The sequence below is a fragment of the Clostridium sp. DL1XJH146 genome, from assembly GCF_054819755.1.
In genome coordinates, this window is sequence record NZ_JBTVVN010000027.1 from 1 (window position 1) to 13502 (window position 13502).

Here is a 13502-nt window from a genome sequence, read left to right on the forward strand (position 1 = left end):
CTGTTACATTTATATTACTTGTTACACCTGCATCAGTTCTTGAACTAGTTGTAACTCCATCACTCCATTTTACAAAATGATAACCTGTATTTGAAACTGCTTCTACTGTAGTTCCACTTAGGTTATATCCTACTGTTTGAGATGATGTCCCTGTTATTGTACCGTTCGTTCCTGCATCATAAGTTAATGTAAATGTATCTATTGCAAATTCCGCTGTTACATTTATATTACTTGTTACACCTGCATCAGTTCTTGAACTAGTTGTAACACCATCGCTCCATTTTACAAAATGATAATCTGCATCTGCAACTGCTGTTACTGTAGTTCCAGTGCTGTTATAATCCACTGTTTGAGGTGATGTCCCTGTTATTGTACCATTACTTCCTGCTGTGTAAGTTAATGTAAATGATTTAGAAATTATATTCCATACGTACCATTTGTTAGTATCATCATCTCCATCAAATACTGATTTATATGTGCTAATTGCACTTACTGGAACTAAAATTATAGGTGTTTCAGTAGGGGTATACCCAGCAAAATCACCAACAGTAGGAGGTATATCACCTAGTGTCATTTTTATTGTTTTGTTACAGCTGTCAAATATATTTGTTCCAAAACTAGTAACTTTTGGTAATACTACAATTGTTAGTACATCACAACCTGTAAATGCCGCAGTTCCAAATGTAGTAGCTTTTGGTAGTCTTATACTTGTTAAAGCATCACAATTTGCAAATGCAAAAGCTCCAAATATAGTAGCTTCTGGTAATGTTACAGTTGTTAGTGCAGAACACCCATTGAATAGATGATTCCCAAAAAAAGAAGCTTTTGGTAGGTTTATATTTATCAAGGCATTACAACCTGAAAATGCACACGCTCCAAATTCAGTAGCTTCTGGTAATGTTATATTTGTTAGTGAAGAACAACTGGCAAATGCATTATATTCAAATGTTTTAGCTTTTGGCAAACTTACACTTGTTAATGCAGTACAACCATTAAATGCATCTTGGTCAAAAGTACTTACTTCTTGTATATCCACACTTGTTAAAGCAGTACAACCATAAAATGCATTCCACCCAAAACTAAGATTTCCAGTACCAGCGATATCAATAGTTACTGTCTCTAGTTTTGACATTTTAGTACCTGCACTAGTTTTATTTGAAAAAGCGTAAAATGGCAAAGTATTACCTTCAAAAGATGCATCTCCTGTTATACTAAGAGTTACAAGTCCTGATAATTTTTTACTAATCCACATAACATCATCATCTGTTAATATTCCTGTTATTATGTTTAGTGTGGTTATGTCTTCTAAATTTGTTGGTAAATTTTCTATATTTCCAGCTAAAGTTCCTGTCCAAACATTATCAACATTCACAGTTCCAGTAGCAGAATCATAAGTGTTTTTATCGTCTATGATCCATCCGTACCATAGGTTATCCCCTGTATTTCCATCATTCACTGCTTTATATGTGCTACCTGCACTTACTGGTACTAAAATTGTAGCTGCGTCAGGAAGATCATAATACGCATTAATAGGCATAGTAGCAGGTGTAGCACCTAGTGTCATTTTTATTGCCTTATCGCAGCTTTTAAATGCATAATTTCCAAATGTAGTTACTTTTGGTAAACTCACACTTGTTAATTCATCACAACCAAAAAATGCTTCTTCTCCAAATGTAGTTGCTTCTGGTAAGCTTACACTTTTTAATGCACCACAATACTTAAATGCCCCATTTCCAAATGTAATTGCTTTTGGTAAACTTATGTCTGTTAGTACATCACAAGAAAAAAATGCGTCTTCTCCAAATTCAGTTGCTTCTGGTAAGTTTACACTTGTTAATGCATCACAAAACATAAATGCATCATCTCCAAATTTAGTTACTTTTGGTAAGTTTATGGTTGTTAGGACATCACAACTATAAAATGCACTACTTCCAAATTCAGTTGCTTCTGGTAAGGTTACACTCGTTAATGCATTACACATACCAAATGCACTACCTCCAAATATAGTAGCTTTATCTAATGTTATACTTTCTAGGGCATCACAACTATAAAATGCAATACTTCCAAATTCAGTTGCTTCTGGTAAAGATACACTTGTTAATGTATCAGAATTACAAAATACATAATTTCCAAATTTAGTTGCTTTAGGTAAAGTTATGCTTTCTAATGCACTACATTGATAAAATGCATTATCTCCAAATTCAGTTACTTCTGGTAAACTTACATTTGTTAAGGCATCTAAAGAATAAAATGCATTTTTCCCAAATGTAGTTGCTTTAGGTAAACTTATACTTGTTAATGCATTACAAGCCGAAAATGAATAGTCTCCAAATGTAATTACATTTGGTAATGTTACGTCTGTTAGAGCATAACAAAAATAAAAAGCGTTATTTCCAAATGAAGTTACATTTGGTAAGCTTACGTTTATTAGAACCTCACAATCATAAAATGCATAATTTCCAAATGTAGTCGCTTTAGATAAACTTACATTTGTTAAGCTATTACAAGAACGAAATGCATTGTCTCCAAAACTAAACTTTTTACTTTCATCAATATCAATAGTTACTGTCTCTAGTTTTGACATATTCGTACCTATAAAATCGGCATCTGAAAAAGCGAAATCTGCCAAAGTATTACCTGTAAAATATGCATCCCCTGTTATTCTAAGTGTTACAAGTTCTGATAATTCTTTACTAATCCACATAACATCAACATCTGTTAATTCTCCTGCTGTTATGTTTAGTGTAGTTATTTCTGTTAAAGTTGATTGTAGCCCTGTCACAGTATCTTCTAAAGTACTGCCTGTCCAAGGAGTATCAATATTCACAGTTCCCCCAACGTAATTATTTGCAGCAAACACATTCTTAACATTAATGTTACTCATTATTAATAACATAACAAGTAATGTTGCTAGTAATTTCTTCCCCATTTTTTCCTAGTAAAAAATATAGTATATTCTATATTCTAACTAAATTTCACATCCTTTCATTTATAGTTTTAGCACAGCCTCTTAATTTTATCATAAAAGGATTCACTTCATTGCTATTCTTTATGAAGTGTAATTTTATTTATATGAAATGTAATTTAAATCTCTTTTTATAAGTTATCGTGTTATAATTAAATCAAAACTTTCAATGAAATTTAGGTGATAATATGAAAATTGCGCTTTGCGATGATAACAATCAGGACCTTTTACATATCCGTCAGTTTATATATGAATTTTTAAGCTGCAACTTTACAGAAATTAAAATAGAAGTCCATAGTTTTAAAAGTAGTTTAGAGCTGATCCATCAGCTTGAAAGCGGCAAGTGTTTTGATATTTTTCTTTTAGATATCATCATACCCGGAATAACCGGCATGGAACTTGCTACTTATATAAGAAGTAAAGATCCCGTTGGCAAAATCATATTCTTAACTTCAAGTCCAGAATTTGCAATAGAGTCTTATTCTGTGAGTGCTTTTGACTATCTATTGAAGCCAGTTCAAAAGGACAAGCTCTATTCTGTTTTAGGAAAAGCTATCAAAGATATTTACAGTGAAACAAAAAAATATATCATTGTCAAAACACAAATAGGTATGGTCAAAATATTTATGCATGACCTGATATATATTGATGTTATAAAAAGAACTATATTTTTTCATCAAACAAACGGAGTCGTAATAGAAAGCATTACTACTCTTTCTAAAGTTGAAATAGTTTTATTAACAGATAAACGTTTCATAAAGCCTCATCGTTCATATATAGTCAACTTAGACTATATTAAGAGTTTATCAAAAAATGGTTTAACAATGACAAACAACCAACTTATACCTATTTCAAGAAATGTTTTCAAAGCTGTAAAGCAAGCCTATATAAATTATTACTTTCAGTAGAAATACAATCAAGCTTATCTCATCCCTACTCTAGAACATTATTTGACATTAGATATCCATATGCCACCTCATTCCACCAACTGGATATTTTAGTGCTCTCTCGAATCCAAATACTACAGTAACCAAGCTAAGTGAAATATTATCTATAGATACTGGTGCTTTATCTAGAGTTTTATCAAAATTAAGTTCTCAAGATTTAATTAATAGAACTAGAGATGAAAATGATCAAAGGATTGTCCATTTAAACCTAAGTTCCAATGGATTAGAAATTTTCAGAGAATTGAAAGAAGAATTGTATAGGCATCTCTCCAATAGATTTTCTGATTTTACTAAAGAACAGTTAGATGAATTAATATTAGCTTTGAAAATTATTGAACAAAGTACTCCATATATTAAAAACATTTAATTATCAGGGGGTTGAATAATTATGTCTAAAGAATTTAACAAACGTATATTTACTACAGGGGAGTTTTATCACATAGTAGATAGTGCAATTAGTTCTGCAAAGAATATGAGAAAAGCCGAAAAGCAAAACTTAATATCAAAAGAACTCAAAAATCATGTAATGCTTGCCGTTACAGAGGTAAATGGATGTCAACTTTGCTCTTATAAGCACACCAAGGATGCTCTTGAAATGGGTATGTCGGAAGAAGATATTCAAGGAATGCTATCAGGTATCCTAGATAATATAAAAAAAGATGAAGCTATAGCATTATTTTTCGCTCAACATTACGCAGAATCAAAAGGTAATTATGATGCTTCCGCGTGGCAAAGATTAGTTGATACTTACGGTGAAATAAAAGCACAAGGTATTTTAGCTGTAACTAAAATCATTACAATGGGAAATGCTCACGGCATAGCACTTGGCTCTTTAAAAAACAGACTTACAGGTAAGGCAGTAAAGAATAGCAAGCTCTACAATGAATTAGGCATTGCATTTGGAATATTATTATTTTTACCTATATCGGCCGTTAAAAATCTATTTAGATAATACTAAAAGGGATGGTTTTCACCTCCCTTTTTTACGTCTTTTAAGCCATATAAGATATCTTATTCATTATAATCAAGAATATCTTTCATATCTGAATAAGCAAGTTGTTTAGCAATTCATTTATTACTTGCTTATAAATCATCTTTTAAAAAATATGTTGTTAATGTATACTATAAGTAATGAAGTGAAGAGATTAGGATTATATTATTAAGTGAGGTAATCTATGACAAAGAATAAAGTATGTGAAAAAAATAGAGGCTTTACACTAATTGAATTAATTATAACTTTAGCTGTTATAGCAATTATTGCTACAATTGCTATACCCAACTATTTAGGCATCTTATCTAACTCTAAGAAAAAGGCTGATACAGCAAGTTTAAAAACCCTTAATTCAGCTACCTCACTTTATAGGACAACCTACCCTGAAAATGATCCATTTGCTTCAAGTGATGAAAGTGACTATTTAATGAGCGTATTAATTCCTGAATTCTTAGTAAAGGTGGCTGAGCCACAGCAAAGCGATGTAGAATTCACATGGAATCTTGACTCTGAAAAGTGGGAATTAATAGATTCACAAGGAACAGTTACACCAGCATCTGATTTTAGCTTCAACTCATCCTCTGGTATTATAGAATCTTATGATGGTACTTCTACTGATTTAGTTATTCCAAGTGAAATAGACGGTGTTACCGTAACAGGTCTTGCATTTCGAGCACTAGACTCTATAGGTTTAACTAGTCTTGTCTTACCTGACACTTTAACTTCTATTAATAAATTTTCTTTTCGTAATAACGAACTTGAAACTGTAGAAATACCAGGTAGTGTAGAAACTATAAACGTATTGGCCTTCGATAATAATAACTTAAAAGAAATTACACTAAATGAAGGATTAAAGGTAATTGCTGACACGGCTTTTGCTAATAACGAACTCACTAGTATAACACTCCCTGATAGTGTTACATATGTTGATAATTACGCTTTTGCATACAATGCTATAACAGAAATCACTATTGGAAGTGGCGTAACTTTAAACGACACTGCATTCACCCACAACGATAAGGGAGATTTCATCTCCTATTATAATAACGATAGTAACAAAGAAGCTGGCACATATGTATATAGTAACGGTAGATGGGAAAAAAAATAAAAAAGATGGAATAAAAACTCCATCTGCTCTATGAACTAAATTAGCAAGGTTTTTCTAGATAAAACTGATGTGTTTTGCTTTTAAGTTAAGAAATTGCAAAACTGCAAAGAAAAATTATCCATTATTCACAGGAGGCTACTTATGAAAAAAATATTTAATAAGATTGAATATAATTCACCTTTAGTTCTGACAATATCCATAATAGCAATATCTGTTTTTTTTATTGATAAAATACTTCCTATAGATCTAATTAATAATCTTTTTGTTTATAGAGGTGGGTTTTCTTTAGTAGGCTTATTTACTTTATTCTCTTACCCACTAGGCCACGCATCAGTTGATCATTTACTAGGAAATATGACTATTTTTCTACTTATTGGTCCTATGCTAGAAGAAAAGTATTCTTCAAGAGTTTTATTTATATTAATTATTACTACTACCGTTCTTACAGGTATTGTGCAAGTTCTTCTTTTTCATAGTGGTATACTTGGTGCTAGTGGTATTGTATTTATGATGATTGTTCTAACTTCTTTTACAAATATGAAGGAAAATAGAATCCCTCTTACATTTATTTTTATAGCTATTTTATTCCTAGCTAAAGAAGTATATAGTGGTCTTTTTATTGCTAATAATATTTCCGAATTAGCTCATTTGTTGGGAGCTACTGTGGGTATAGTATATGTTTTATTTATATCTAAATATTTACAAAAACCCTAGAAGCCGATATGTAATTTGTAAATATTTGTTCCCATCTCCCAAGGGTTTTGGTCGGCTCTCTCGAAATGATTTTTGGAATCCATTAATTTGTTTTAGTCAGACTTTTAGTTGTTTAAGAAATCATAGGCATATTGTGCATATAGTGCTGATCCGATTTCTAGTGAATCTTCATCTACTGTATACTTAGGGTGATGTTGAGGATAACAGGCCCCTTTATCTTTATTTCTACAACCAACAAAACATAATACTCCTGGAACAATACTCATATATTCTGCAAAATCTTCTGCCCCTGTAATTTTCTCTATCGTAATAGCATTTGCACCGATTTTTTCAGTAGCTATTTTTGCTATTTTTGAACATTCATCGTCATTAATTACAACAGAAGTCCCCGATATATAATTAATACTAGCATTCGCTCTAAAAGCTGAAGCAGTATCTTTAGCCACTCTCTCGATTATTTCTGGAAATTTATTTCTTATATCATTATTAAAACACCTTGTTGTTCCTTCCAAAACTCCTTCACTGGCAATAACATTGAACCTAGAACCCGCTTTTATTGAACCAACACTTACAACTGCTGTTTCTAATGGATTAAGCTCTCTACTTACTATTGATTGAAGATTCATAGTTATAGCTGCTGAAGCAACAACAGCATCTATTCCCTGATGAGGAGCAGAACCATGCCCACCTTTACCTTCTACTTTTATTGTAAATAAATCTGCCGAAGCCATTAAAGGCCCTGCTTGTGCACATACTGAACCACATTCAATATCACTCCATATATGTATTCCAAATACTCCATCCACACCTTCTATAGCACCGGATTGAATTACTTTTTTTGCTCCCTTTCCAACTTCCTCAGCTGGTTGAAAGATTAATCTTACACTTCCATTAATATCATCTTTTATTTCATTTAATATCATAGCTGCTCCTAAAAGCATAGATATATGGCAATCATGTCCACATGCATGCATAAAACCTTCGTTTTGAGATTTATAATCACATTCATTCAATTCTGTCACAGATAAGCCATCTATATCAGCTCTCAAAGCAACAGTCTTTCCATCCTTTGAACCTTTGATTTCTGCAATAATGCCTGTTTCAGCTACACATTTATATGGAATACCTATTTTATCTAATTCTTTTTTTATTTCTTCACTTGTCTTAAACTCTTTCAAGCTTTCCTCAGGAAATTTATGAAAGTTTCTTCTCAAATCAATAACCTGTTTCTTATATTTATTAGCTATTTCTCTTATCATCATATGTTACTCCTCCTAATTTTTTCTGCTGATAAATTAATCTTTACCTTATTTATAAATCATCTCAATGTGAGGTATATCATCTTCAAGATACACATCCGAAACAGCTGCAAAACCTAAACTTTTGTAAAAATCAAGCAAGTACTCCTGTGCTGAAATTCGAATTTGTTTTTCATTAAGTTCATTATTAATAAAATCTATAGCTTTTATTAATATCTCTCTACCTAATCCCGTACCTCTATATTTTTTATCTACTAATACCCTCCCGATAGATATTTCATCAAAAGAAACACCTTTTTCCAAAATCCTCAAACAGGCGATAACTTTATTATCTTCTACAACATATAAATGATATGCTCTTAGGTCTTTTTCATCACAGTCCTGATAAACACAATTTTGCTCAACAATAAATACTTCATTTCTTATCCTTAATATATCGTGTAATTCATATACCCCTAATTCTCTAAACTTTTTTATTTTAAACTCCAATACTTTTCCCTCCCTTATTTGGTTAATTCCAAACAATTTTTTATATTATTATACCATCACAGTGGTCTACTTCATGCTGAATAATTTGTGCAATCCATCCTGTATACTTAGCCTTTCTCTTTTTAAACCCCGAATCTAAATATTCTACTTCGATTTCTTTATATCTAATAGTCTTCCTAACACCTATTAACGATAAGCATCCCTCTTCTACTTCATATTCTCCTGACTTATTGACTATGACAGGATTAATCATAGCAACATTGGCAAATCCCATGTTTATTGCAATAATTCTTTTCTTAACGCCAATCATATTAGCCGCTAGCCCTACACAACCTTCTTCATTTGCTTTAAGTGTATCAAGCAAATCCTGTACTACTTGCATATCCTCTTTTGTAGCTTGTTCTGATTTTTGATTGAGGAAAAATATATCTTTCATAATTGATTTTACCATATGTTATACTCCTTTATTTTTGCTTTTATTTTATTATACAACAAATAGAAAGATTGATTTTTATTATACATAAATTTTACAAAGTCACAGTTACCCTAATGAATGATTATATTTTTTAATATTTCATTATTTTTTCTATCGATCGAAATATATTCAACTTAGTAATCACTAAAAAATTTAATATAAAAATACATAAAGAAGTTCACTAGGTGAACTTCCTTTGTTGTATGTTGTATGTTGTTTGTATATCAAGCAATTGTTTTATTTCTTTTAATGAGACATCTTTCTATTCACTTACTTTTATATTCTTTTCTCTATTCATCTAAATCATCACGATATTTCTCAGCAATCATTTTAAAAGTTTCGTGACACGCAATAAATGCGTCTACAATTACTGGATCAAATTGCTTTCCTGATTCCTCTTTTATTATGTTAAATGCTTTATTATGAGAAAAACGCTCTTTATAAACTCTCTTATCTGTCAATGCATCATAAACATCTGCAACTGACATAATTCTCGCAGATAAAGGTATTTCTTCACCCTTTAAACCGTATAAATAACCCATACCATCAAAACGTTCATGATGATACAGTATAATTTCACCAGCATACTTCAAGAATTTATCTTTTTCTTCCATTAACTTTTCCGCTTTCATAATAGTTTCAAAGCCTAGTATTGTATGTTGTTTAATTACTTCAAATTCTTGCACATTTAACTTGCCAGGTTTTAATAATATTGAATCGGGTATTCCTACCTTTCCAATATCATGTAATGCAGCAGATGCAACTATCATAGTTACCATCTTGCTATTTAAAATATGGCAATACTCCCCTTTTTCAAGCAAGTACTCTGTAAGAACTTTAACATATAATTTCGTTCGTTGGATATGTTTACCTGTTTCGTTATCTCTAGTCTCTGCTAGCGCTGCCATTGACATAATCGCCATATCCTGAAGTTCTATAATCTCATTTGCCTTATCCGTTTTCTCTTTTATTATCTCCTGATTCTTAATAATTAACTGTTTATTATAATAGCCAATAATCTGTATTGTAATAATAGTCCCCATGGCTACAAATATACCTGGTAAAACCTGAGAATTCCCACATGCTGTAAAATGAATAGATATTGCCATTATCAAAATTATATTAAAAATAGAAGCTATTACCCTCCCTAAACCTGGTACACGAAAAACCATATAGATTGATGTCAAGACTTGAATTTGAGCGATAATACCATTCCAAAAGGTTGGCACATTTGCTAATTTCATCTGAAAAACAAATGCTATACCAAAAATCAAACTTCCAATAATAATAACTACTAATCTATTTTCTTTTAAAGATATATTTGATTTCATTTAAGAGTGTCCCTTCGAGAAATTATGAGCAAATCAAAGCTTAAAATATCAAATACGATAATATTCAGCATAAATTAATCTTATTATACCATTTTTTTAGCCTTATTTATAGTGATTCATGTATTTTTAATACTAACATAATAATCACTATTCTATGATTTTCTAGTGGTGTGCTTATTATAAAAGCATCACTGCTCTTATTGAGAGAACTTATTTACTTACTATATTTTAATCCAGCAGAAATGCCTCACTATCAATTTCCATTATTGAACTATTCTCTATTCTGAATGTCATCATTTTTTCGAATGGAGTGTTTGTTATATAACATTGAAGGCCCATAATAACGGCACTATGAGTTACAATTGCAACATCCTCTGAATTCTCTCCAATGATTTTATTAATTTCAATCAAAACACGCTCCAACATTTCCTGATAAGTTTCTCCATTTGGTATTTTGGTATATCTTCGATTGTTGTACCAAACACCAAACTCTTCAGGGTGTTTTTCTTTTACTTCATTCCAAGTAAGTCCTTCCCAATCTCCAAAATTAACTTCCCTAAGTCCATCTATTGATAAATACTCCACCTTAGTAATGCCACTCAAAATTTCTGCTGTTTTAGCTGCCCTTCTGCCAGGGCTTGAATATATTTTTGCAAACTTATAATCTAGTTCTAATATTTTTTCACCTAAGTCTTTTGCCTGCAATATACCAGTGGCATTTAACTCACTATCATAACTTCCTTGTATTCTACCTTTTACATTCCAATCTGTTTGTCCATGTCTTATTAAAAATAATTTCATATGCCACCTCTCATCATCTGCTAAATTATTACCCTAGCCTACGCATCTCTTCTAATTAACTTATTGGCTAAATCTTTATTAGCTTTTTCTCAATTTTATTACACTTAAATATGGCATGACTTTACCTTCTGCATTATACCTTATATTCTTTAATTATGGATATAAATAAATACCTGAAGCTATTAATCACTTCTAGCAAATAGCTTTTATAGCTAACTCTCCTTAGACACATAATCTCCGTCATCATCAATACTCATATTTTTTTCATCCATTCTCGTATTTGAAAAATCAGATATAACCATATATATTACTGATGTTACAGGTACAGCAACGAGCATTCCAAGAAAGCCAAAAATCGTTCCGGCAACGCTAACAGCAAGTAATGTCCAAAGACCTGGCAGTCCAACAGATGATCCTACTACTCTTGGATAAATTAAGTTGTTTTCAAATTGTTGAACAACCTGAAAACCAATAATAAAATAAAGTGCCTTAATAGGACTAACTGCTAATATTAATATTGCACCAAAAAACATAGCTACAAAAGCCCCAAATATAGGAATTATCGCAAGACAGGTAGTTACAACACCAACCAAAACTGCATATGGTAGCTTTAGAATTAACATCATCAATGTTATAAGAGCACCAATTATAATTGCATCTACAAGTATTCCTGAGATATAATTTGTAAAAATATCATTTACCTTTCTAAAAAATCTTAGGATTTTGTTACCTCTTTCAACACTTACAAGGGCACCTAACATTTTTTTAACTTGACAAGTCATATGTTCTTTAGCCGCTAGTAAATATACCGATACTATAATTCCAATAAAAAAACTAACAGATTGGCTAACAATTGATGTAATGGATGCCATTACATTATTAGCAATTCCCCCTATTCCATCAGCAACCCGTGTCATAATATCCTCCAAATTAACAGGCATACTTGAGTTGAAATATTCTTTATAATACACTGCAAGTTTTTCGTATGTTCCACCAAAAGAATCAGCTTTAGAAACTATATTTGTGATAGTCTCAATAAGTTGGGGTATAACAATATTTAATAATAGTCCTAAAACAATTATCGCAAGAATATATGTTATTCCAATAGCTATTGCTCTTGTGTGTTTCTTAATTTTATTTTTTAGAAGCTTCTCTATACTTTTCATAGGAATATTAATTATATAGGCAATAGCTATCCCTATATATAAAGCCTTAAAAGCACCCACGCCTTTATTTACACTACTTCCTATAACATCTGAATATTTTAGTATAAGTCCAAGCACAAAAATATATGTAATTAACAAATATCCATTATTTCTAAATCTACCTCTATTAATTAAATTTCTCATTTTTTTCTCCTTACGTTTATTATTATCCTTTGAGTTGTATTATATCATAAATACAATGTCCACCGATATAATGTTACATAGAGAAATACCAACTAATTTTATTGATTAATTATAGAAATATTTATATAATTGACTTTAGCGTTGATTTATTCCGTACTACTGCATAATAGATATTTATTATCAAAGTAAAAGAATATTATCTAGAAAAGGAGTTTTTATAATGAATATGATTTCCTCAAAAAATGATTATAAGAATGAAATAATAAATACGTGCATTATTACTTATATAGCTAATGCAGGTATAATGATTGAATATAATAACACAAAAATTCTGGTAGATGGTATCCATTCAAAAAAAGCTCTATCTTTTAGTTCTGTACCAAAATCATTATTAGATAAAATCGTCAAAGGAATTGAACCCTTCAATAACATAGATTATCTATTATTCACTCACCAGCATATAGATCATATGGATGCAAAAAAAGTTTTAGAATATACTCACAATAACAAAAGTACATTTTTAATTTCGCCTAAATATTTAGAAAGAGAAATGCAAAATAATAGTAGCAAAACACTAGAAGAAGTACAAAACAAAATCTTACTGCACTCTAAAATCGGTGAAATAAAACATATTTCTTTTGAAAATATAAGTATAAAATATTTTAGGTCATTACATGATGGAGTGGATTATCAGAATATAAATAATTATTGCTACATCATAAATTTAGGAACAAAAACATTTTTGCATATTGGAGACACATCTATAGATGAGGAATTCCTCCGAAAGTTTCTAGCTGAAGAAAAAATAGATATTGCATTTTTAAACTTTCCTTTTATTTGCTTATCAAAAGGTAGAAAAATAATTAGTGAAATAATTAGGCCTGAAGAATTGTTAGTTTTTCATTTGCCTTTTGAAGAAGATGATAAATTCGGCTATAGAAAATCCACAATAAAATCACTAGAAAAGTTCAAAGACATATTACCTAAAACTACAATCTTTTTAGAATCACAAAAACAAATATCTTAAATACTATGTTAATTAAAAGCTGTCCATCTTTGGTCAGCTTTTAATT

The 13502-nt window shown here is 30.7% G+C and carries 13 protein-coding genes; 6 read left to right on the plus strand and 7 right to left on the minus strand.

Annotated elements, in window-relative coordinates:
- Nucleotides 1-2827 (minus strand): leucine-rich repeat protein (locus ACVHXK_RS12750; protein WP_461206784.1); only part of this gene is annotated, 2827 nt, incomplete at its 3' end.
- A gap of 326 nt (nt 2828-3153) precedes the next feature.
- On the opposite strand from ACVHXK_RS12750, the gene ACVHXK_RS12755 reads away from it, so the two are divergent.
- The 5 genes from ACVHXK_RS12755 to ACVHXK_RS12775 all read left to right on the plus strand — a co-directional run bounded on the left by ACVHXK_RS12755 (nt 3154) and on the right by ACVHXK_RS12775 (nt 6725).
- Nucleotides 3154-3873 carry a LytR/AlgR family response regulator transcription factor gene (locus ACVHXK_RS12755; protein ID WP_461206785.1) on the plus strand — a complete coding sequence of 240 codons (720 nt, stop codon included), beginning with the start codon at nt 3154-3156 and terminating at the stop codon, nt 3871-3873.
- 70 nt (nt 3874-3943) lie between these two features.
- Entirely contained in the window at nt 3944-4279 is a 336-nt protein-coding gene (locus ACVHXK_RS12760) for a MarR family winged helix-turn-helix transcriptional regulator (RefSeq protein ID WP_461206827.1), read from the plus strand.
- Nucleotides 4280-4300: 21 nt separating this feature from the next.
- On the plus strand, nt 4301-4864 hold the full coding sequence (locus tag ACVHXK_RS12765) for a carboxymuconolactone decarboxylase family protein (RefSeq protein ID WP_461206786.1): 564 nt from the start codon (nt 4301-4303) through the stop codon (nt 4862-4864).
- 223 nt (nt 4865-5087) lie between these two features.
- Nucleotides 5088-6011 carry a leucine-rich repeat protein gene (locus ACVHXK_RS12770; protein WP_461206787.1) on the plus strand — a complete coding sequence of 308 codons (924 nt, stop codon included), beginning with the start codon at nt 5088-5090 and terminating at the stop codon, nt 6009-6011.
- 141 nt (nt 6012-6152) lie between these two features.
- Nucleotides 6153-6725 (plus strand): rhomboid family intramembrane serine protease, encoded by a 573-nt coding sequence (locus ACVHXK_RS12775; protein WP_461206788.1) that lies wholly within the window; start codon nt 6153-6155, stop codon nt 6723-6725.
- Nucleotides 6726-6829: 104 nt separating this feature from the next.
- On the opposite strand, the gene ACVHXK_RS12780 is transcribed toward ACVHXK_RS12775, so the two are convergent.
- From ACVHXK_RS12780 to ACVHXK_RS12805, 6 genes are all read right to left on the minus strand, one after another.
- Nucleotides 6830-7987: a M20 family metallopeptidase gene (locus ACVHXK_RS12780; RefSeq protein ID WP_461206789.1), complete on the minus strand. Its 1158-nt coding sequence runs from the start codon at nt 7985-7987 to the stop codon at nt 6830-6832.
- Nucleotides 7988-8032: 45 nt separating this feature from the next.
- Nucleotides 8033-8473, minus strand: coding sequence for a GNAT family N-acetyltransferase (locus ACVHXK_RS12785; RefSeq protein WP_461206790.1), 441 nt, complete (start codon nt 8471-8473; stop codon nt 8033-8035).
- 40 nt (nt 8474-8513) lie between these two features.
- A complete protein-coding gene (locus ACVHXK_RS12790; RefSeq protein WP_461206791.1) occupies nt 8514-8924 on the minus strand; it encodes a peptide deformylase in 411 nt (136 codons plus the stop codon).
- A gap of 314 nt (nt 8925-9238) precedes the next feature.
- Entirely contained in the window at nt 9239-10279 is a 1041-nt protein-coding gene (locus ACVHXK_RS12795; protein WP_461206792.1) for an HD-GYP domain-containing protein, read from the minus strand.
- Between the two features lie 228 nt (nt 10280-10507).
- Nucleotides 10508-11080 (minus strand): histidine phosphatase family protein, encoded by a 573-nt coding sequence (locus ACVHXK_RS12800; RefSeq protein WP_461206793.1) that lies wholly within the window; start codon nt 11078-11080, stop codon nt 10508-10510.
- Between the two features lie 212 nt (nt 11081-11292).
- The gene (locus ACVHXK_RS12805) at nt 11293-12429 is read right to left on the minus strand and encodes an AI-2E family transporter (RefSeq protein WP_461206794.1); all 1137 of its coding nucleotides are present in this window, start codon (nt 12427-12429) and stop codon (nt 11293-11295) included.
- 220 nt (nt 12430-12649) lie between these two features.
- Here ACVHXK_RS12805 and ACVHXK_RS12810 point away from each other — a divergent pair, with 220 nt between their 5' ends.
- On the plus strand, nt 12650-13456 hold the full coding sequence (locus tag ACVHXK_RS12810) for an MBL fold metallo-hydrolase (RefSeq protein WP_461206795.1): 807 nt from the start codon (nt 12650-12652) through the stop codon (nt 13454-13456).
- Nucleotides 13457-13502: the final 46 nt, after the last annotated feature.

Coding starts and splice junctions, on each gene's coding strand:
- ACVHXK_RS12770 (WP_461206787.1), top strand. CDS start 5,088: ATGACAAAGAATAAAGTATGTGAAAAAAATAGAGGCTTTACACTAATT.
- ACVHXK_RS12795 (WP_461206792.1), bottom strand. CDS start 10,279: ATGAAATCAAATATATCTTTAAAAGAAAATAGATTAGTAGTTATTATT.
- ACVHXK_RS12765 (WP_461206786.1), top strand. CDS start 4,301: ATGTCTAAAGAATTTAACAAACGTATATTTACTACAGGGGAGTTTTAT.
- ACVHXK_RS12805 (WP_461206794.1), bottom strand. CDS start 12,429: ATGAGAAATTTAATTAATAGAGGTAGATTTAGAAATAATGGATATTTG.
- ACVHXK_RS12800 (WP_461206793.1), bottom strand. CDS start 11,080: ATGAAATTATTTTTAATAAGACATGGACAAACAGATTGGAATGTAAAA.
- ACVHXK_RS12780 (WP_461206789.1), bottom strand. CDS start 7,987: ATGATGATAAGAGAAATAGCTAATAAATATAAGAAACAGGTTATTGAT.
- ACVHXK_RS12810 (WP_461206795.1), top strand. CDS start 12,650: ATGAATATGATTTCCTCAAAAAATGATTATAAGAATGAAATAATAAAT.
- ACVHXK_RS12775 (WP_461206788.1), top strand. CDS start 6,153: ATGAAAAAAATATTTAATAAGATTGAATATAATTCACCTTTAGTTCTG.
- ACVHXK_RS12755 (WP_461206785.1), top strand. CDS start 3,154: ATGAAAATTGCGCTTTGCGATGATAACAATCAGGACCTTTTACATATC.
- ACVHXK_RS12790 (WP_461206791.1), bottom strand. CDS start 8,924: ATGGTAAAATCAATTATGAAAGATATATTTTTCCTCAATCAAAAATCA.